This window comes from Solidesulfovibrio carbinolicus (assembly GCF_004135975.1).
Taxonomy (GTDB): Bacteria; Desulfobacterota; Desulfovibrionia; order Desulfovibrionales; family Desulfovibrionaceae; genus Solidesulfovibrio; species Solidesulfovibrio carbinolicus.
Genome location: NZ_CP026538.1, coordinates 893,848 through 912,907, shown reverse-complemented (window position 1 = coordinate 912,907; position 19,060 = coordinate 893,848). Strand labels below are relative to the sequence as shown.

Here is a 19,060-nt window from a genome sequence, read left to right as displayed (position 1 = left end):
AAGCTCCAGAATGAACGATAATTATAATATTCTATACACAATAGCAACTTTATATAATTTATCCAACAATACCGGTAGATAGCAAATCAAGCCAAAACCATCCCCGCCCTTGCCCGCCGCCGGCCCCGGCGCTACAAATGCCCGTCGCCACCCACGGCGACCATCCGCACCCGCAAAGGAGCCGCCATGATCGTTTCCGAAGGCCGCCTCGGCCGCGTGTTCGTGCTGCGACTGGGCGACGGCGACCGACTGCCCGACGCCATCGAGGATTTCGCCCGCACCCGGGGCGTCGAAGCCGCCCTCGTCGCCGCCCTGGGCGGCCTGGAAAACGGCCGCCTCGTCACCGGCCCCGAAGACGGCCGCACCATGCCGCCCACCGCCATGCTCACCGCCATCGACGCCGTCCACGAAGCCGCCGCCGTCGGCACCCTCTTCCCCGGCCCGGACGGCACCCCGCGTCTGCACATGCACGCTGCCCTGGGCCGCGCCGGCGAAACCAAAACCGGCTGCGTGCGCCCCGGCCTCGATGTCTGGAAAATCTTCGAAGTCGTGGTCATCGAAATCACCGGCACCGACCTCGCCCGCGCCAAAGACCCCGAAACCGGCTTCGAACTGCTCGGCCGCAAACGGGGCTAAGGGAAAGAGAAGTAAGAGGAAGAGGCCTCCGGCGGCCGGGGGCCTCAGGCCCCCGGACCCCCCGATTGAAAAGTAGTAAAGGGGGTGCTTTGGCGAGTCTGTATGCAAAGGCTCGAAGCGCCCAGGAGAAAAAAATGCGCCTTGCCGCCTGCTGCGCCGCCCTGGCCCTGATGCTCACCGCGTCGCTGTTCGTCCTCTCACGGGCCATGCCCGCCGAAGCCTTCACCGCCTACAGCCAGGAACTCGCCGTCAATCCCCAAAGCTGCATCGGCTGCGGCTGCCCGGCCTGCCCGAGCTGCAGTTGCGTGCGGTGTGGATAATAAGCGAAGATATAAAGAAAAAGATGCCTCCGGCGGCTGGGGGCCTGAGGCCCCCAGCCCCCCCGTATGGAGACAACGGGGAAAGGGGGATTATTCGCCGCCGGGGGAGGTGGCGGCGGCTTCGACGGCAGGCATATCGGCCGAGGCGGACGCCTCAAGGGGACGGTCGGTCAGGATTTCCAGGCTCGGGCCGTGCTCCCGGCCGGGCCGCAACACGTAAACGCGCCGCGCCTCCAGGGCGAACAGATCGACCGGATGATGGCTGATGTAGAGCACCTGGATGCCCAGCCGGTCGGCAATGGCCGCCACCAGCCGCACAAAGCCCGGCACAAGGTCCGGCCGTAGCCAGCAGTCCTGCTCGTCCAGCACCAGAAACGGCCGATGCTCGTCCGGATCGAGCTGGGACAGCGCGATAAGCCGCAGCCCCACGGACAGGATGTTGCACACCGACCCGCCCTGCCCGGTCAAAATGTCCTCGGCCTGGCCGTCCTGCTCCATCTCGAATTCAATGGACAGCTTGCCCTTATTGAGCGACCGCCGGGCCTTGACCGTGCGGTTCTGGCCAAGAATCTCGCGCACGGCATGGGTGAGTTCGGTTTCGATCTCATCGAGCACCTGGCCGAAAAGCTCCTGGGTCAGCTCCTCCAGCCGCGCCGCCGCCTTGGGGGCGAGGTCGAGAAAGCCCTCGACGTCGAGCTGCTCCCGCCGCGCCTGCCCATGGGCCGCGACAATGGCCGCCGCCTGGCCGGACAGCCGGTCCAGCCGGCGCGTCAGCTCCCGGCGCTCGGCGGCCAGGGCGCCGATATCGGCGGTCGGGCCGTCCTCAGCCATTGCCGCCAAAATCCCGCTCCACGGCCTCAAGCTCGCGCCGCACCCCGGCCACATGCTCGCGGTACTCGGCCACCAGCCGGGCGTTGGCCGCCCGTTTCTCTTCCAAAAGCCGCGTGAGCTCCCCCGGATCGGCCGTGCCGTACTCGGCTGCGGCCTTGGCTTCCAGCTCGGCCAACTGATTTTGCAGGTGACTTAAGTCCTGTTCGGCGCGCACCTTGGCGTCGCGCAGGCGCTCGTATTCGCCCTTAAGCCCGGCCAATTCGTTTTGCAGTCGGGCGTCGGCGTCATGGGTGGGGGCGGGGGCGCTCCCCCGACGATCAAGAGGCGTCGCCATGATCGGTGACCTCGCGGTACAGCTCCCAGACAAGGGCCGTCTCGGGATGCTCGGGGTTGAGGTTGGCGGATAAAAAGTCCTTGAGTCCCGCCCCTTCCCGGGTGCGCTTCCAGGCCAGCCGGGCCAGGCCCTCCAGGAAGTTCGAGCGGACCTCGGCCGGGCCGGCCGCCTCCTCGGGCGGCAGCTCCTGGTCCGGGAAAACCTCGGCAAAGGGCCGGTGCGGGATGGGCCATTTTTCCAGATCGTCCAGCCCCGGCCGCCAGATGGCGGCCTCGGGAATGCGCGCCATGGAACGGCGGGAGAACTTCAGCCGCGTGACGTTGCCGGGGTTGGCCCAGCGCGTGCCCCCGGCGGCCACCGTCGGCTGGGGCCGATGGATGTGGCCGTTAATGAGCCAATCCAGGCCGGGGATCTCCCGAATCTTGATCTGCTTTTCCTCGAAATCCGGGAACCCGACGTTGTGGTGGGTGAGCCACACGCTGGTCTCGTCCGGTTCCTTGGCAACAGACGTCGGCAGGGGCGAACCGTCGGGCGAGGCCCCGACCACAGCCTTGCCCGTGGGCGTGTCCAGGCGCAGGAAAAGCCCGGGTTCGTCGAGCACGTCGCACACGCCGGCCGCCCGCAGCACGGCCAGGGAGGTGTCGGCCGTGAACCGGGCCTGGTATTTGTCGTGGTTGCCGACCAGCACGTAGGGATGGTGGCCGCGAAAAAGCTCGATGAGCGCCACCATGACGACGTTGGGATTCTCGCGCGGCCAGTGAAAAAGATCGCCGAGAACGACCGGAACCAAGTCGCTGGCGGCGGCCTGCTCCAGACAGGCGGCCAGCTTGGCCAAAACGTCGTCCATGTAGGAATCCAGCCGCTGCATGGGCGGCGTGGCGGCCACATGGGGATCGGGGATGCAAAAAAGCCCCCGGCAGCGGCGCACGGGCAGGCTCACGACGCGCCTCCGTCGTCCCCGGCCGCGTCATGGACGTGGCCGCCGGCGAAAAAGGCCTCGGCCGTCAGCGACGCCCCGCACAGGGGGCAGGCCCCCAGGGCAACCAGCCGGTCGGCGGCCCGGGCGGAAAAGGCGGTCAGCGCACCCTGCCGGTCGGCCAGCTCGGCCTGTTTGGCGGCGAGCGTTTGGCGTGCGGCCAGCAGGCTGGCGGCGGTCCGCCCCAGCCCGGACAGCGCGGCCGCGTCGGTGGTTTCCGGCGGCGGCAGGATGCGGGCCAGGGTTTCGCCCCGGCGGGCCAGGGCGGCGGCCCGGCCGCGCAGCGCGGCCACGGCGGCGGCCAGCCGGGCCAGCTCGTCCGTGGCCGCCGGCGACGGCGGTTCGGCCAGCGTTTCAAGCGCCCGCCGCCGGCCGGTCACCCGGGCCAGGGCCGGCAGGCAGGCGGCCAGACGCCCGGCCAGCTCGGCCAGGGCGGCCGTGTCGGCCGTCTGGGGCGGCGCGGCCAGCCCGGCCAGGGCGGCGGCCCGGCGGGTCTGCCGGCCAAGGGCCAAACGCCCCTCGGCCACGGCCCGGGCCAGCCCGGCCAGTTCCGCCGTGGGCGCCAGGGGCAACGGCGCGCCAAGCGGCGACAGCGCGGCCACCCGGGCGGCGAACCGGGCCACGGCCCGGCCAAGGGTCTGCTGCCGGGCAACCGTCTCGGCCAGGGGGGCGGCGGCGGCCAGGGCCGGCGGCGGCGACAGCCGGGACAGCCGCCGGGCGCGCTCGCCAAGGACGGCCGCCCGCCCGGCCAGACGCTCCCGTTCGGCCAGAATTCCGGCCAGCCGGTCGGCCTCGGCCTGGCCGGCGGCCAGGGCCGCTTCCAGCTCGGCGGCCCGGTCCAGGGCCAGTTCGATGGCCGGCAGCGGGGAAAGTTTATCAAGCGCCAGGGCGTGGCCGCCAAGCGCCTTGTCCAGGCGCTTTTTCTCGGCTTTCTTTTGGGTAGTGCGTTTGGACAGGGCGGCCTGCATGGCGATGAGGTGAGCGGCTTCCGAGGCGGCGGCGAAAAAGGCGGCCAGCTTCGGCCCGGACTTGTCCGAGAGCAGAAAGACCGGCTCGCGCTGGTTGCCCAGGTGCACGTCCACGGTCTCGCCGCCGTCCACGGCCACCGGCCCCAGGCGAAGGAGCTTGCGCACGTCCTCGGGCACGACCCCACGCCCCATCTTGGCGTAGGTTTCCGGTTCCTCGGCTCCGGGTCGGCGCACTTCGTACAGGGCGTACTTGGGCCGGCGCACCCAGGCGATGACCGTGCCGTCGGCAAGTTCCGCCTCGACCCGGGCCTCGGCCGCGCCGTGGCGGATGCAGTGCTTGGGCGGCGGATTTTCGGTCAGACAGCGCAGGGCCTCCACCACCGCCGACTTGCCGGAGTTGTTGGGGCCGGTGAGCGCCGTCAGCCCCGGCGGCAGGTCGATGACCGTGCGGCCGTGGGCCATGAAATCCACAAGCGTCAGCCGGCGGATCACGCCTCGCCCGCTCCCGGCTCGGCCGTGCCCAGGGAGGACCCCAGGTCGTCGTTGACGGCCTGGCGCTTGACGTCGATGACCGAATCGAGCTTTCGCAGCCGTTCGATGGTGCGGTAAAGGTGGCTGGCGTCGCGCACCTCGATGCGGAAAACCAGGGCCGTGGTGCCGTCCACATTGGAGTGGATGGCCCCGGAGTCGATGTTGACGCCTTCGTCGGCCAGAATGTTGGAGATCTTGCCCAATACGCCCTTCTGGTTCTTGGCCAGGATGGACAGGCCGGCCGGATAGGGCTGCTCTTTTTCGCCCTCCCAGTTCACCTGCATGAGGCGTTCGGACTCCAGGTTGCGCACGTTGGGGCAATCGTGTGTGTGCACCACCACCCCGCGTCCGCGCGAAATGTAGCCCACGATGGCGTCGCCGGGCACCGGGTTGCAGCACTGGGCCAGACGCACCAGCACGTTGTCCACGCCCTGGATGCGCACGCCCTCGCCGGGCTTGCCCTTGGGGCCGGCCCCGGTTTCCGGCGCGGCGTGGGCCTCGGCCTTGGCTTGGGCGGCTTCGGCCTCCTCGCCCTCGCGCTTGGGCATGAGCCGGCCGATGATCTTTTTGGGCGTGATGCGCGAATAGCCCACGGCCGAAAGAATGTCGTCCACCCCGACCAGGGACATGTCGTGGGCCAGGGCCAGCAACGAGCCGTCTTTTATGGCCTTGTTGATGTTGACGCCGTCTTTTCGGCCCTGCTTTTCGAGCATCTCCCGGCCAAGGACGATGGAGCGCTCGCGCTCCTCGGTGCGGATGAAGTGCTTGACCCGGGTGCGGGCCTTGGCCGTCTTGACGAACTTGAGCCAGTCACGGTTGGGCCGGCGGTTCTTGTCGGTGATGATCTCGACGGTGTCGCCGTTTTTGAGCGGCGTCTCCAGGGGCACGAGCTTGCCGTTGACCTTGGCTCCGGCGCAGTGCTCGCCCACGGCCGTGTGGATGAGGAAGGCCAGATCCACGGCCGTGGCCCCTTCGGGCAGTTCCTTGACGTCGCCCTTGGGCGTGAAGACGTAGACCTCGTCCTGGAACAGGTCGAAACGCAGGTTGGTGACGAACTCCCGGGAGTCCTTGAGCTCGCGCTGCCAGTCCATGATCTGGCGCAGCCACTGGAAGCGCTCCACGTCCTTGGGGTTGAATTTCCCCCGCTCGCGCTCCTTGTACTTCCAGTGGGCGGCAACGCCCTCCTCGGCCAGCCGGTGCATCTCCTCGGTGCGGATCTGGATCTCGATGCGCTCGCCCCCAGGGCCCACCACCGTGGTGTGCAGGCTCTGGTACATATTGGCCTTGGGCATGGAGATGTAGTCCTTGAAGCGCCCCGGCACGGGCTTCCACAAGGAGTGGACCAGCCCCAGCACGTGGTAGCACTCGCGGATGGTCTCCACGATGACCCGGAAAGCGACCAGATCGTGGACCTGGTCGATGGTCAGCCCCTGGACGCGCATCTTGTTGTGCACGCTCCACAGGTGCTTGCGCCGCCCCACGATGCGGGCCTTGATGTTGTTGGGGCCAAGCAGCTCGTTTAAGTGGCCGATGACCCGTTCGATGAAGGTCTCGTCCACGGTGTGGTGGGTGGCCACCCCTTCCACGAGCTGGGCGTAGATGTCGGGCTTGAGATAGCGGAAACTCCAGTCCTCCAGCTCGGTCTTGATGCGGTGCAGCCCCAGACGGTTGGCCAGGGGCGCGTAGATGTCCATGGTCTCCTGGGCGATAAGCGCCTGCTTGTGGGGCTTTTGGAACTCCAGGGTACGCATGTTGTGCAGCCGGTCGGCCAGCTTGACCAGGACCACCCGGATGTCCTCGGCCATGGCCAGGATCATCTTGCGGATGTTTTCGGCCTGGGCCTCTTCCTTGGTCTCGAAGGGGATGAGGCTTATTTTGGTGACCCCGTCCACGATGTCGGCCACTTCCTCGCCAAAAAGCTCTTCGATCTCGTCCACGGTGGCCTTGGTGTCTTCCACGGTGTCGTGGAGCAGGCCCGAGGCGATGGAGGCGGCGTCCAGGCGCATGTCGGCCAGGATGCCGGCGGCTTCCAGGGGATGGGACAGGTAGGGTTCGCCGGACAGGCGCACCTGTCCGGCGTGGGCGGCGGCGGAAAAGACGTAGGCCTTGGTGATGATCGCCTGTTCTTGTTCATTCAAGTAGGCGCTGGTCTTGTCGAGTATTTCGTTGATGCGGATCATGCTGGTTGCGGCCTCGCGCGCGGGCGGCGGTGATGACGGGTGATGTCGGGCGCGCCGGCGTCGCCGCCGCGCCCGGAAGAACTACTGTTCCAGACGAAAGGTCTGCTTGTCGCGGGGAATCCACCACTTGGTGAAGTTGTAGCTGATGCCGGCCGGGGCCGGAACCACGCCCTGAATGCGGGCGGTGAGGATGGGCAGGCTGTAGGGCGTGTAGAGGAACATGTAGGGCTGGTCGTCGTGGAGGATCTTTTGGAAGGCGTCATAGGCCTTCTTGCGCTCGGCCTGGTCCAGGGTGCGCCGGCCGCGTTCCAGGAGCGCATCGACTTCGGGATTCTTGTAGCCGATGAAGTTGAGTCCCCCGGGCACGGCGCTGCTGGAGTGCCAGACGCTGTAATTGTCCGGGTCCTGGGCGATGGACCAGGCCAGCACGACGGCGTCGAAATTGCCCTTGTCCACGAATTCCTTGAGAAACGAGGCCCATTCCACGGTGCGGATGCCGACCTTTATGCCGATGGCTCCCAGTTCGCTTTGCAGGATGGTGGCGGCCTTGATGCGCTGTTCGTTGCCCTGGTTGGTGAGGATGGTGAAGGAAAAGGGCCGCCCCGTAACGTCTTCCAGCACGCCGTCGCCGTTGCGGTCGCTCCAGCCGGCCTCGGCCAGAAGCGCCTTGGCCTTGGCCGGGTCGTAGGCGTAGTCGGTGATGGTGGTGTCGTAGACCCAGGAACCGGGCTTGTAGGGGCCGATGGTGGGCACGCCAAGGCCGAGCAGCGCGCCCTTGATGATGCTTTCCTTGTTGACGGCCTGGGCCAGGGCCCGACGCACCCGGGCATCGGTGAAATACGGGCTTTTAAGGTTGTAGGCCAGATAGGTGTAGCCAAAGGACAGATACTTGTACTTGCGCCAGTCGGCGTCCCAGGCCTGCCCCGTGGTCTGGTAGAGGTACTGCTGGGGGGTCAGGCCCATCATGTCCAGGTTGCCGGCCTTGAGCTCCAGAAACATGGTCGAGGTGTCCGGGATGATGCGGTAGACCACCTGATCGATGTTGGGCCGGCCTTCGAAGTAGTCGGGATTGTAGCGCAGGGTCAGGCTCTTGCCCGGCTCCCACTTGTCCAGGATGTAGGGGCCGCAGCCGATGGGCTCCCGGGCGTACTTGGTGGTCATCATGTCCTGGCCGGACAGCACGTGCTTGGGCAGGATGGAGCCGGCCCAGGTGACCAGCGCCCGGGCAAAGGGCTCGTTGTAGCGGACTTCGAAGGAGTACTTTCCGGTGACCGTGAAGCTCGAAATGACCTTGTAGTCCTCGGCATAGGCCGTGGGCGTTTTGGGGTCGATCATGAGCTTGTAGGTGAATTCCACATCCTCGGCCGTGACTTCCACGCCGTCGGTCCAGCGGATGCCCGGGCGCAGCCAGAACTTGAGGAGCTTGCCGTCCTCGGCGACCTCATAGCGCTCGGCGGCGAAGCATTCGAGCTGGATGTCCTTGTCGTAGCGCAACGGCGACACGTAGAGCAGATCGGCCACCTCGTGGGAGGCCGAATCGGAGGATAGGTAGGGGATGAGGTTGGACGGCTCGCCGATGGTGGCCATGACGATGCGCCCGCCGGTCTCGGGCTGGCCGACCGGCGCGGCCGGGGGCTGAGGCGCGGTGGTCTGGGCCGGAGCCGAGGCCGGCGTGGCCGCCTTGTCTTCCGGCTTGGACGGGCCGTCACAGCCGCAAAGCAGGAGCAATCCCAGGACCAGGACGAAAAATGCCGCGTGCGCCGGACGCATAGTTCTCCTTTTTGCTTGCTACGACCGCCCAAAACACCGTATTGGTGCGGATGCGCAAGGCCTCGTGCACCTAATGCATATACGGAGCCACCCAAAAACAAAAGCGCTTTTTCCCGCGCCCCACGATCCTGCCCGGCCCTTGGGGCGTCGGCAACATTTCCGTTCCAAAACGGTCTGAAATCGGGTAATCGGCCCGAACCCGTCCGCCCCGCGCCGGCCTGCACGGCAGCCGACGCGAGATGCGGCGCGGCAAGTCGCACCAAGGAGTCCAAGGCCCATGGCCAACGGAAACGACGAAACCAAAATCAAAGCGTTGCTCGGGGAATTCGTTCGCGAAACCGTCCCCGAGTATATCCTGGACGGCGCCCACGCCATCGTGGCCGGCGGCGGCATCCAAAAGCTCACCGTCAACCGCCACGACCACTTCTGGGATGTGGAAGGCCAGGTCCAAGGCGACGATTTCCAGGTCTACGCCTCGGAACTTTCGGTCAACCTGCGTGAAGGCAACATCAACTTTTTCTGCAACTGCCCGGATTCCTTCTCCGGCGTATGTCGCCATGTCGGGGCCACGGCGCTCAAATGCCTGCGTACCCTGGACGAGGCCTCCGGCGACGGCGAGACGTCCGACAGCGCCGCCCACGCCTCACGCGGGGAATGGCGGCAGACCTTCCGCACCTATTTCTCCACCGAGCCCGAGCCCGAACCCGGCCGCCACTACCTCATCTTCCGCTTCCACCCCGAGCCCGGCCGGCTCCAGGTGGCCTTTTTCCGGGCCAGGCAAAACAAGTCCGGCATCTCCCAGGTGCATTCCGAAATCACCCTGGAGCAGATCATCAAAAACCCGGACTGGTCCGAGCTGTCCCCCACCCTGCCGGTGGTGGCCGAAATGCTCGAGCACCACCTCGACTACGCCGGCCACCGGGTGGAAATTCCGCCCGGGCTTCTGGCCTGGTTTTTCTGGGCCATCGGCAAGGAATACTACCTCTACTGGCGCGACACCGAACAGCCCGTGCGCATCGAGTCCAAGACCATGCGCCTGCAGCTCGCCCCCAGGCTCCAGGAAGACGGCCTGTCCTTTGACATCCTGCTTGGCAGCCCGGGCAAGTCGCCCTTTTCCATCCTCGGCCAGGAGGTCTATTTCTACGGCCAGATGCCCATCTGGGTGTGCTGGAAAAACGCCTTCTATCCGGTCCAGACCGGCCTGCCGCCCCAGCTCGTGTCGGACATGACGCAAAACCCGCCCTTTATCCCCACCGCCGACGTGTCGGAATTCCTCGACCGGGTGTGGACCCATCTGCCCATGACCGACCTGTACGGCCAGGAAGAGTTCCTGGTCAAAATGCAGCCGTTTTTCGTGCCGGCCAACTTCGATCCCAAGATCTTCCTCGACGAGGAAGGCAGCCTGCTGACCCTGCAAATCCAAAACGTTTACCAGACCGAGCACGGCGAGATCACGGTCCCCGGCCCCAACCCCGATCTCATGACCGCCTCGTATCTCCACGACGGCAAATCCTATCTCATCGCCCGCGACTGCGACCAGGAGCAGGCGCTTATCTCCATGCTGGCGGAAATGCGCTTCCAGGCCCGCAACAACGCCAACTGGTTCCTGGAGACCGAGGAAGCCATCGTCTTTTTGCTCGACGCCTACCCCAAGCTCATCGAGAAGTACCGGGTCTTTGGCGAAAAAAACCTGACCCGCTACAAGGTGCGCCTGTCCACCCCGGTCATCGTGGCCGAGGTGGAGTCCAAGGAAGAGGAGAAGTGGTTCAACCTCGACTTGCAGGTGCAGTACGACGACCAGCGGGTGCCCATCGAGAAGATCTGGAAGGCCTGGACCCAGGGCAAGCGCTATGTCCAGCTCAAGGACGGCTCCTATACGAGCCTGCCCGAATCGTGGCTGGAAAAGCTCGCCCACAAGCTGCGGGCCCTGGGCTACGACACGGACAAGCCGCCCCAGACCAAGTTCAAGCAGTTCGAGGCTCCGGTCCTGGACAAGCTCCTGGAAGACATGCCCGAGGCCCGCACCGACTCGTTTTGGAACAACCTGCGCCAAAAGATCCACAGTTTCCGCGAGATCGTCCAGGTGCGGCCGCCCAAGGGCCTAAACGCCACCTTGCGCCCCTATCAGGTCCAGGGGCTTTCCTACCTCAATTTCCTGCGCGAATACGGTTTCGGCGGCATCCTGGCCGACGAAATGGGCCTGGGCAAGACCGTCCAGACCCTGTCGTTTATCCAGCACAACGTCGAACGCGGGGCCATTGGCCCCAACCTCATCGTCGTGCCGACCTCGGTTTTGCCCAACTGGGAGCGCGAAGCCCAGAAATTCGTGCCCGACCTCAAACAACTCATCATCTACGGGGCGCGGCGCGAAAACATGTTTAAGCGCATCGCCGAATCCGACCTCGTCATCACCACCTACGCGCTCCTGCGCCGGGACCTCGACGAGCTGCTCAAGTACGAATTCGCCTCCATCATTTTGGACGAAGCCCAAAACATCAAAAACCCCAATACCATCACCGCCCGGGCCGTGCGGCGTCTGGCCGGCAAGACCCGCCTTTGCCTGTCCGGCACGCCCATCGAGAACAACCTCTTCGAGCTGTGGTCGCTGTTCGAGTTCCTTATGCCGGGCTTCCTCGGCGGCCAGAACGCCTTCCAGCGCGGCATCGTCAAGCCCATCAAGGACGGCGACGAGGAGACGCTGGATTACCTGCGCGGCCGGGTCAAACCCTTCATCCTGCGGCGCACCAAGAACGAGGTGGCCAAGGATCTGCCGCCCAAGGTGGAAAACACCTACTACTGCAACCTCCTCGACGAGCAGCTGGAGCTTTACGCTGCCCTGGCCAAAAAGCTCAAGGAACAGGTGCTGGCCACCGTTGATGAAAAGGGCATGGCCAAGTCGCAGATGTCGATTCTCGACGCGCTGCTGAAGCTGCGCCAGATTTGCTGCCACCCGCGCCTGCTCAAGCTCGACCTGCCCGGCGTCAACACCAATCTGCCCTCGGGCAAGTTCGACGCCTTCAAGGATCTCATCACGGACTGCATCGAGGAAGGCCACAAGGTGCTGGTCTTTTCCCAGTTCGTGCAGATGCTCCACATCATCCGCTCCTGGATGAGCATCAGCCAGATGCCGTTTTGCTACCTCGACGGCTCCAGCAAGGACCGCTTCGATCAGGTGGACAAGTTCAATCAGACCGAAGACATCAAGGTGTTCCTCATTTCCCTCAAGGCCGGCGGCACGGGGCTAAACCTCACCAGCGCCGACTACGTCATCCACTACGACCCGTGGTGGAACCCGGCCGTGGAGAACCAGGCCACCGACCGTACCCACCGCATCGGCCAGTTGCGGCAGGTCTTCTCCTACAAGCTCATCTGCCAGAACACGGTGGAAGAAAAGATCCTCAAGCTCCAGGAACAGAAACGGGATGTGGCCGAGGCCGTCATCCCCGGCCAGGACGCCTTCAAGTCCCTCACGCGTACCGACCTGGAATCGCTGTTCGACGTCTAGCTCGGCGAGAGTTGCATACAAAGTAACCGATAAAAGGGGGGGCCGGCGTGCCCCCCCCTTTTCGTGTCTTTTGGACTGACGACCGCGATGGTTGCCGGCCAAGGCGACTTCCCATAGGCTTTCCCGATCAAACAGCCAGCAATCGAGAACCCCATCCGATGCAATCCGTATTTCCCGCCGTCTCACCCGAGGACCGAGTCCGCATCCGCCAGGCCGTCCTCGCCAAATACGAACAGGTGGCCGTCACCGCCCAGGGCCAGTTCCGTTACCCCGTGGGCAGCCAAGGCTTGGCCGGCCTGGGTTACGATGCGGCCCTGACGGCACAGCTGCCGGTCGAAGTCCTGGCCGGCTTCGTCGGCGTGGGCAATCCCCTGGCTGCCGGAAGACCCGAACCCGGGGAACGGATTCTCGACATCGGCTGCGGTGCCGGGGTCGATGCGCTGCTCGCCGCCCTCCCGGCCGGGCCGGAGGGTTTTGTGGCCGGCCTGGAATATTCCCCGGCCCTGGCCCGACGGGCCGAGGCCAACCGGTCTCGCGCCGGCCTGGGCAACGTCGCCTTTTGCCTGGGATCGGCCGAAGCCCTCCCCTACGGCGACGCCGCTTTCGATCTGGCGCTCTCCAATGGCGTGTTCAATCTGGTGGTGGATAAGCAAACGGCCCTGGCTGAAGCCTTCCGGGTCCTGCGCCCGGGCGGGCGGCTGGCCGTGTCCGACCAGATCCGCCTGGGGCCGCCGCCCCAAGACCATGCGGCCATGGTCGCCTCCTGGTTCACCTGACAGGGGGGCGCTGTGTCGCAAACGGCGTTTGCGGTTCTTCTTCGGCAAAGCGGCTTTACCGACGTGGCCTGCCTGGGCCCCTCGGGCTACGCCAGTTCGCCGGCCACCATGGGCATGACGTTTCTGGCGCGAAAACCCGCTCCCTCCCGTTGCATTCCGGCTCCGCTCGGGTAGTATGGTTCCGTGGCCCCAGGCCGCGCCCACATCCCCAACCCCGAAGGAGTCCGTCATGCTTATGCGCCGTGCCCTGCTCGTCCTTGTTGCGTTGCTGCTGGCCGTCCCGGCCGTTTCCGCCCAGGCCCAGAGCCAGGGCATCCCGCAACTCGTCGGCACCTGGGAAGCCGCCGGCTTCGCCCTGCACGACACGAAAAACGGCTTCGTCACCGGTGACAAACAGTCCGCCACCCTGGTCGTCAAGGAACAACACGGCCGGGTGTTTTCCGGCGAGGTCAGCTGGACCGGCAAGGTCACGGGCAAGGACACCTTCTCCGGCGTCATCGACAAGAACGGCGAGGAATTCTACTTCGTCGGCCACAAGGACGCCCTGCGCCTGGGCAAGCTCGAAGGCCCCGACGCCATGGTTTTCTATTATCTGTCCTCGGGCGGCGACAACCCCCGGGCCGGCTACGTGGAGTATAAGCGCAAGCAAAAGTAGAAAGAGGCGGGGAGGAAAAGAGGCCCCCAGCCCCCCATCCGAAGAAAGGGGTTAAGGGGGCCGGCGTCCAGCCGCTGCAATTCGGCGATGGCGTCGCGGGCGGCCCAGGCGGCGTCGGACACGGCAACCACCTCGGAACCTAGCTCAAAACGGCGTAGCCGATGAGCACGGCCACGAGGCTGGCCGCCCGCAGGGCCTGGTTGTGGACGATGAGCCGGGCCGCGACCTTGGGCTTGAAGATGCCGGCATAGTAGGGAAACTGGTGGCGAAAGGCCCGCATGGGCGTGGACAGGATGTTGCCGACCAAAAGGGCCAGCACCACTTGGCGATGGTCGAGGTCGCCGGCCCCGAGCATGGCGCCGGCGGCGGCCAGCCCGGCCGAGGTCTCGGCCGCGATCTGAAACACCACGATGCTGACCGCCTGGGGCGTCATCCAGGACAGAAAGCCCAGATGGGCGGCCAAAAAACGCTCCATGGCCTCAAAGGCCCCCCACACGGCCAGATAATGAAAAAGCACGTAAACCGGCACGGTAAAAAGCACCATGGAACGCAGCCGGCGCTTGAAGCGTTTCCAGGCCTTGGCCAGGGCTTTTTTCCAGGAAAAGGCGTCGTCGGTTAGATGGCAGACCACACAGCCGTCGGGCAGCGGCGGCAGGACGAGCCGGCCGTAGACGAGGATGGCGGCCGAGCGGGCCACGGCGGCAGCGAGCGTCAGGCCGACGTAGGTCGCGGCGGCGCGTGGGCCGATAAAGGGCACGGTGATGAAAAACATTTGCGGCAAATGCAGGAAATAGGTGGGCAGGCTGTTGAAAAGGTTGGCCAGAACCAGTTCGCGGTCGGTGAGCTTGCCCTGGCCGTAAGCTTCGGCCAAAAGCGAATTGGCGGCCACGCCCGAGAAAAAGGCCATGGAAAAGCTTGCGCCGATGACGTCCTTGAGATGGCCGACGCGGATTATGGGCGCGGCCAGCCTTGCCAGGAACCGGGTCCAGTTGAGGGCCTCGATGAGGTTGGCGACAAAAAGCCCCAGAGCCAGGGAACCGAGCAAACGCAGGAGCGGCCAGCCAAGGGCCTGCCAGATGTGGGCGATATCCATGGGACGTGAGGTATAGTCCGGCCGGGGCGGTTTGGGAAGCGGGCTGGCGCAACAGGGCTTTTTTGTCGGCAAGGCGACTTTTTTCCCGGATTGGAAAGATGTCGCTTGACAGAACCGGCCCATGGGCATAGAGACATTCTTCCCGTGTGGGCCGTTAACTCAGTCGGTAGAGTATCTGCCTTTTAAGCAGAGAGTCGCTGGTTCGAGCCCAGCACGGCCCACCAGCCTCGCATTAGGTCCCCATCGTCTAGTGGCCTAGGACGGCGGCCTCTCACGCCGCTAACAGGGGTTCAAATCCCCTTGGGGACGCCAAGCTAATTCAAGGGCTTACAGCTAAAACGGCTGTAGGCCCTTTTTCTTACCCAACACTATTCCCAACACGTGACGCCGTTTTTGGCGGCTTCCCATCGATGACCGGCTTGCGGCCGCCGAGAAACGTGCGGGCCATGTAAAAAGAGGTGGCGTCCAGGCCGTGGGGTTCGCTGCCCACCATGCAGCTCCTCATCGAAGCGCTACGCATAAGCCAGCCAATTTTCATCGGCAAACACAAAGAAGCCCATTTATAAACATGTAAAAATACCTACCGACGCCATCGCCCAGCACCTCGAACCTGCCGAGGACAGCACGCAACATAAAGCTTTAACATACTGATTTTAAGTATCATATTTACATATCCGTGTAATTTTCCAGTATAATAAGCTCCTTCCACTGAACATCGGTTTTTTTTATCAAAACAGCCCATATTTCTCTTGACGAAATAAACCCACAGAGGAATATAGGGCCAGCGAAAAATGGTCTGGCAATCACTTGGCACTACGCCCTTGAGACCAGAATTACCTCTATAAAATATGTACAAATGGAATAATTTTCCCTAAATTCACTAGAAAACCGCAGAGACATTTCTCATTGCCCAAATTCCGATGCAGCTTGCTGACTGTCAGAACATTTGTCTTATCGCAGAATTGCGGACGCCATGGCCGAAGCACATCCTCTTGTTAACGGATGGAAAGTTTCCTGGCCCTCATGATTGCTTCGTGTTCTGAGTTCTCCACTTCTTCGTCCTGGGGCAACAATTCTCTTCCGGCTTTTGCGTGATCAGGGCGAGTTCCCTGTGACGACAATCCAAAATGGAGGGTGTCATGCGAGAGTTTAAGAGCCTGATGCCGATGGAGGCGTCGGAAGATCAGGATGCCGAGATCCTTGGCGTGGAGCCTGTGGTGACGCTAGAGGAGACACAGGGAAAAATCATCATCAGCTACAAGTTCCCCGGATTTTTCCTGACAGAACAGCCCCCGGACGCCGGGGTGGGACTCTCGTTTGTGGGAATCGACATCGCCAAGGCGGGCTACCTGGCCGAAAGCGGCAAACCCCTGCTGCCGTCGTTTGGGCGTTACGTACAAATCCCTTATGACTGCGACTACACGGTCACGACTGCTGCCGACGATCCCGTCGCATTCGAGGATGTGCTCGTGTTTCCGTCACAAAACAGAGCCACGGACTCGCCAAGCCAGGAACCGGAGTTCGAATTTGAAGCCGGTTTCTACAGCCAGGATCAGTGGTATCCATCGGAACTCGTACAGGTTGACGGCCCTTACGAGATGGACGCGTACAACACGCTGCTCGTTCACGTACGGCCGGTGCAGCATAATGCCGCGCTAAAACGCCTGCGGGCTCATGCGAAGATCACGGTGACCATCTCTCTCACGCCCAACGAGGCGCGTACGACTCCCGAGTCCAGCATCCAAGCGGCAGACAGCCGGGAGGCTTTCGGGAACCTGCTGCTCAATCCCAGGCGCTACGCCGAGGCCAGCCCCAGGGAGGGCGAACCCCTTGCTCCTGACCAAACACGGGCCGTAGGGCCGGAACTGCTGCTCGTCCATCCCAAGTCCCTGGCGGCGGCTGCAGCCAAGCTGGCCCTGTGGAAGCAGAAACTGGGATTACGCGTGGAGACGGCGGCCATGGAGACAATCGGCGGGACCGCAAGCGCGCTCAAGGCCGCTTTGCGCCAACGTCGAGGGCAAAGACAGGCGCGGCTGCGTTACGTCCTGCTTCTTGGCGACGTGGACGCGATCCCCGTGGAAACCATCCCGGCCTCCGCGTTCGGGCCAAATGCCACCGACTATTACTATGCGACTTCCCGCGACGCCGCCGGTCCAGGCGAACTCGTTTTCCCCTGGCTGGCCATCGGCCGGATTCCCGTATCCTCGCCGACAACGGCCGATGTCGTGGTCCGACAAATTATCGAATACGAGAGCGCCCCCCCTGCGGACGACGACTATTACCGGCGCATGACGTTCGCCGCGTACTTCCAGGATAAGAATTATGACGGGAGAACCGAGCGCAACTACGTCAAAACGCTAGAGACAATTCGTGACCATCTGTTGCCATTGGGCTTTGACATTCAACGAGTCTACGTATCCGATCATCCAACTCCACGGTTTTACAACGACGGCACGCCAGTCCCGCCGGATGTCCAGGCGGCCATGCTTTCACAAGGCGCCGCGACCAAAATGCTCATCGACAAGGCCAACAGCGGTCAATTGATCATGGCCCATCGTGATCACGGCATGCAAAACGGCTGGCATCAACCGGCGTTTACCACTGCGGAATTGAACTCCGTTACGAGCACAAAGCCATCGCTGTTTTATAGCGTGAACTGCTTGACAGGCCAGTTCTGCATGCCCGGCACCCAGCAATGCTTTGCGGAAAAGGTGCTGACCATGCCCGGGACCGCGCCTTCGCTCATCGCCGCCACCGAAGTGTCCAATACTTGGCTCAACGACGCCCTGATGCGGGCGCTTTTCGACGCGCTCTGGGCCGGGGTGATTCCCACCTTCCCGGGATCGACGGCCAGCTATCCAATTTACGGCCACCGCCTCGGCGACATCCTCAACTACGCCAAATCCTACCTGCCCCTTTGTTCGAGCGGCTCCAAGGACGAGATCAAGGACCATTTCGAGATCTATCACGTGGTTGGCGACCCCACCCTGGCCCTTTGGACCAAGCCGCCCCGTGACCTCAGCATCGATCTCGCGGTGAACGGCCAAGACCTGTACGTCACCTTGTCCGACTGTCCCACGGGGGCCGTGGTCACGCTGTGGCGTGACGATGATCTGGTTTTACGCCTTGAACCGCAATCCACGCAGTTCAAGGTTTCACTCAAGAGTTTTGGGGAAGCCTTGGACGCACTCAAGGCGCGCCGCCTGTCCGTGTGTGTTTTCGCGCCGGAGTATCGGTTCGTGCAGCAACCCCTGTCCTTGGTGTGACACGGCGACGCGGTCTTGGGGGCGCGCCTGTCCGTTTGCTTCAAGACGGCGATGGGCATCGCAATCGGGGTATAAACCATCAGCTTGCGAGGTAGGCCATGCTCAAGGTCACGGTGGACATTTTTTCAGGTTGTCCGAACCCCACGTGGATTGTGGACAACGACAAATCCCGCGAGGTATTGGATGCCGTCGCGGCCAATCCCGGCGCAGTCGCCGACATTGGCGCAGGCTTTTCCGGTCTTGGCTATCGCGGCATTCTCGTGGAACAATTGCAGGATCACTCAGCCCCGGGCTACGACATGCCCTCCATCTTCAAGGTCGCGTCAGGGGGCGCGGTCGATGAGGCGAACGGCGCGGACTTGGCCATGCGCCTGCTGGCAACAGCGCCCTCGGACAAGGCTGACCAGCCCTCACCGCTTGATGAGGAACTCAAAAAGTATATCGTTGATCGGCTCTCCGCGTTGCCTGACCTGGTCACGCCTCTTGATGCTCAATGCATTACGCTGGACGATCCGCTGATGGAGGTCGTTACCGCTGACGTCTCCTGCCAGATCGAATTCAGTGCCTTCAATCCAAACTTCTGGAACCAGGATCCTGGCGTGCTTCGAAGCAACAATTGCTACAATTACGCCACCAACCGCAAGACAGGCACCTTTGCCCAGCCCGGCCGGGCCTCCGGTCGCTACCCTACCCCGCTCACTTGCGATGGCGTGGTTGGCGGCGCGCTGTCAGACGGAGCACATCGACGCTTCAACTGTTTCCCGGACACGGAAAAACCCCGCTACATCATTGCCATGGTCATCTGGCCTGGGCGAGATTACCACTGGTACCGCAAACACTCCGAGGGGTTCTGGGGCCATAAGCCCGGATCGACGCCAGCGAAGAATACCGACAACAGTCAACGGGTCATCCTAGACCCGGAAAAATGCGACCGGGGAGCGTACACCCAGTTTTGCGGTTACCTTTACACGTGCAAGAGCATGCGGGTCAGCTGAACGTCTCAGAGAAGCCGGCCAACCGTATCGCCGGTTTCGAGAGGACTGTCTCCAAACCTGATAGGTCGTTATGCGCGTAGAGCTGGATATCTTCAGCGGCAGGCCCAATCCCGCATGGCCGCTTGACGCGAAGCAGGCCAGGGCCTTGTTGCTTCTGCTGCGCGACCCGCCTTCCCCTCCTCCGGAACCACGAGGAGGGGAAGGCCTGGGGTATCGCGGGCTGC

The 19,060-nt window shown here is 63.6% G+C and carries 14 protein-coding genes and 2 tRNA genes; 9 read left to right on the top strand and 7 right to left on the bottom strand.

Annotated features, from left to right (window positions below):
- The first annotated feature begins 186 nt into the window (after positions 1 to 186).
- Together C3Y92_RS04065 and C3Y92_RS04060 are read left to right on the top strand one after the other, a co-directional pair.
- Positions 187 to 636, top strand: coding sequence for a PPC domain-containing DNA-binding protein (locus C3Y92_RS04065; protein ID WP_129349727.1), 450 nt, complete (start codon positions 187 to 189; stop codon positions 634 to 636).
- A 134-nt stretch (positions 637 to 770) separates the two neighbouring features.
- Complete coding sequence (locus C3Y92_RS04060) at positions 771 to 956, top strand: hypothetical protein (RefSeq protein ID WP_015862223.1); 186 nt, start codon at positions 771 to 773, stop codon at positions 954 to 956.
- A gap of 90 nt (positions 957 to 1,046) precedes the next feature.
- Here C3Y92_RS04060 and C3Y92_RS04055 read toward each other — a convergent pair whose 3' ends face one another.
- From C3Y92_RS04055 to C3Y92_RS04030, 6 genes are all read right to left on the bottom strand, one after another.
- The gene (locus C3Y92_RS04055; RefSeq protein ID WP_129349725.1) at positions 1,047 to 1,787 is read right to left on the bottom strand and encodes an AAA family ATPase; all 741 of its coding nucleotides are present in this window, start codon (positions 1,785 to 1,787) and stop codon (positions 1,047 to 1,049) included.
- A complete protein-coding gene (locus C3Y92_RS04050) occupies positions 1,780 to 2,121 on the bottom strand; it encodes a hypothetical protein (protein ID WP_129349723.1) in 342 nt (113 codons plus the stop codon). The genes C3Y92_RS04055 and C3Y92_RS04050 overlap by 8 nt, the downstream gene beginning before the upstream one ends.
- Positions 2,105 to 3,061 (bottom strand): metallophosphoesterase, encoded by a 957-nt coding sequence (locus C3Y92_RS04045; RefSeq protein ID WP_129349721.1) that lies wholly within the window; start codon positions 3,059 to 3,061, stop codon positions 2,105 to 2,107. The genes C3Y92_RS04050 and C3Y92_RS04045 overlap by 17 nt, the downstream gene beginning before the upstream one ends.
- A complete protein-coding gene (locus C3Y92_RS04040) occupies positions 3,058 to 4,557 on the bottom strand; it encodes an AAA family ATPase (RefSeq protein WP_129349719.1) in 1,500 nt (499 codons plus the stop codon). The genes C3Y92_RS04045 and C3Y92_RS04040 overlap by 4 nt, the downstream gene beginning before the upstream one ends.
- A complete protein-coding gene (locus tag C3Y92_RS04035; protein ID WP_129349717.1) occupies positions 4,554 to 6,776 on the bottom strand; it encodes a RelA/SpoT family protein in 2,223 nt (740 codons plus the stop codon). The genes C3Y92_RS04040 and C3Y92_RS04035 overlap by 4 nt, the downstream gene beginning before the upstream one ends.
- A gap of 81 nt (positions 6,777 to 6,857) precedes the next feature.
- On the bottom strand, positions 6,858 to 8,546 hold the full coding sequence (locus C3Y92_RS04030; RefSeq protein ID WP_129349715.1) for a peptide-binding protein: 1,689 nt from the start codon (positions 8,544 to 8,546) through the stop codon (positions 6,858 to 6,860).
- Between the two features lie 277 nt (positions 8,547 to 8,823).
- Between C3Y92_RS04030 and C3Y92_RS04025 the strand changes: the two genes are divergently transcribed.
- The 3 genes from C3Y92_RS04025 (at position 8,824) to C3Y92_RS04015 (ending at position 13,482) form a co-directional block, all read left to right on the top strand.
- Positions 8,824 to 12,051, top strand: coding sequence for a DEAD/DEAH box helicase (locus C3Y92_RS04025; protein ID WP_129349714.1), 3,228 nt, complete (start codon positions 8,824 to 8,826; stop codon positions 12,049 to 12,051).
- A 158-nt stretch (positions 12,052 to 12,209) separates the two neighbouring features.
- Positions 12,210 to 13,001 carry a methyltransferase domain-containing protein gene (locus C3Y92_RS04020; protein WP_391899691.1) on the top strand — a complete coding sequence of 264 codons (792 nt, stop codon included), beginning with the start codon at positions 12,210 to 12,212 and terminating at the stop codon, positions 12,999 to 13,001.
- Between the two features lie 55 nt (positions 13,002 to 13,056).
- Positions 13,057 to 13,482 carry a hypothetical protein gene (locus C3Y92_RS04015; protein WP_129349710.1) on the top strand — a complete coding sequence of 142 codons (426 nt, stop codon included), beginning with the start codon at positions 13,057 to 13,059 and terminating at the stop codon, positions 13,480 to 13,482.
- Positions 13,483 to 13,621: 139 nt separating this feature from the next.
- Here the strand turns inward: C3Y92_RS04015 and C3Y92_RS04010 are convergent, their stop codons facing one another.
- Entirely contained in the window at positions 13,622 to 14,575 is a 954-nt protein-coding gene (locus C3Y92_RS04010) for a hypothetical protein (RefSeq protein WP_129349708.1), read from the bottom strand.
- A gap of 148 nt (positions 14,576 to 14,723) precedes the next feature.
- On the opposite strand from C3Y92_RS04010, the gene C3Y92_RS04005 reads away from it, so the two are divergent.
- The 4 genes from C3Y92_RS04005 (at position 14,724) to C3Y92_RS03990 (ending at position 18,836) form a co-directional block, all read left to right on the top strand.
- A tRNA-Lys gene (locus C3Y92_RS04005) sits at positions 14,724 to 14,799 on the top strand.
- A 12-nt stretch (positions 14,800 to 14,811) separates the two neighbouring features.
- Positions 14,812 to 14,887, top strand: a tRNA-Glu gene (locus C3Y92_RS04000).
- Between the two features lie 827 nt (positions 14,888 to 15,714).
- Positions 15,715 to 17,841: a C25 family cysteine peptidase gene (locus C3Y92_RS03995; protein WP_165352061.1), complete on the top strand. Its 2,127-nt coding sequence runs from the start codon at positions 15,715 to 15,717 to the stop codon at positions 17,839 to 17,841.
- A gap of 98 nt (positions 17,842 to 17,939) precedes the next feature.
- Complete coding sequence (locus tag C3Y92_RS03990; RefSeq protein ID WP_129349704.1) at positions 17,940 to 18,836, top strand: hypothetical protein; 897 nt, start codon at positions 17,940 to 17,942, stop codon at positions 18,834 to 18,836.
- The last annotated feature ends 224 nt before the right edge of the window (positions 18,837 to 19,060 follow it).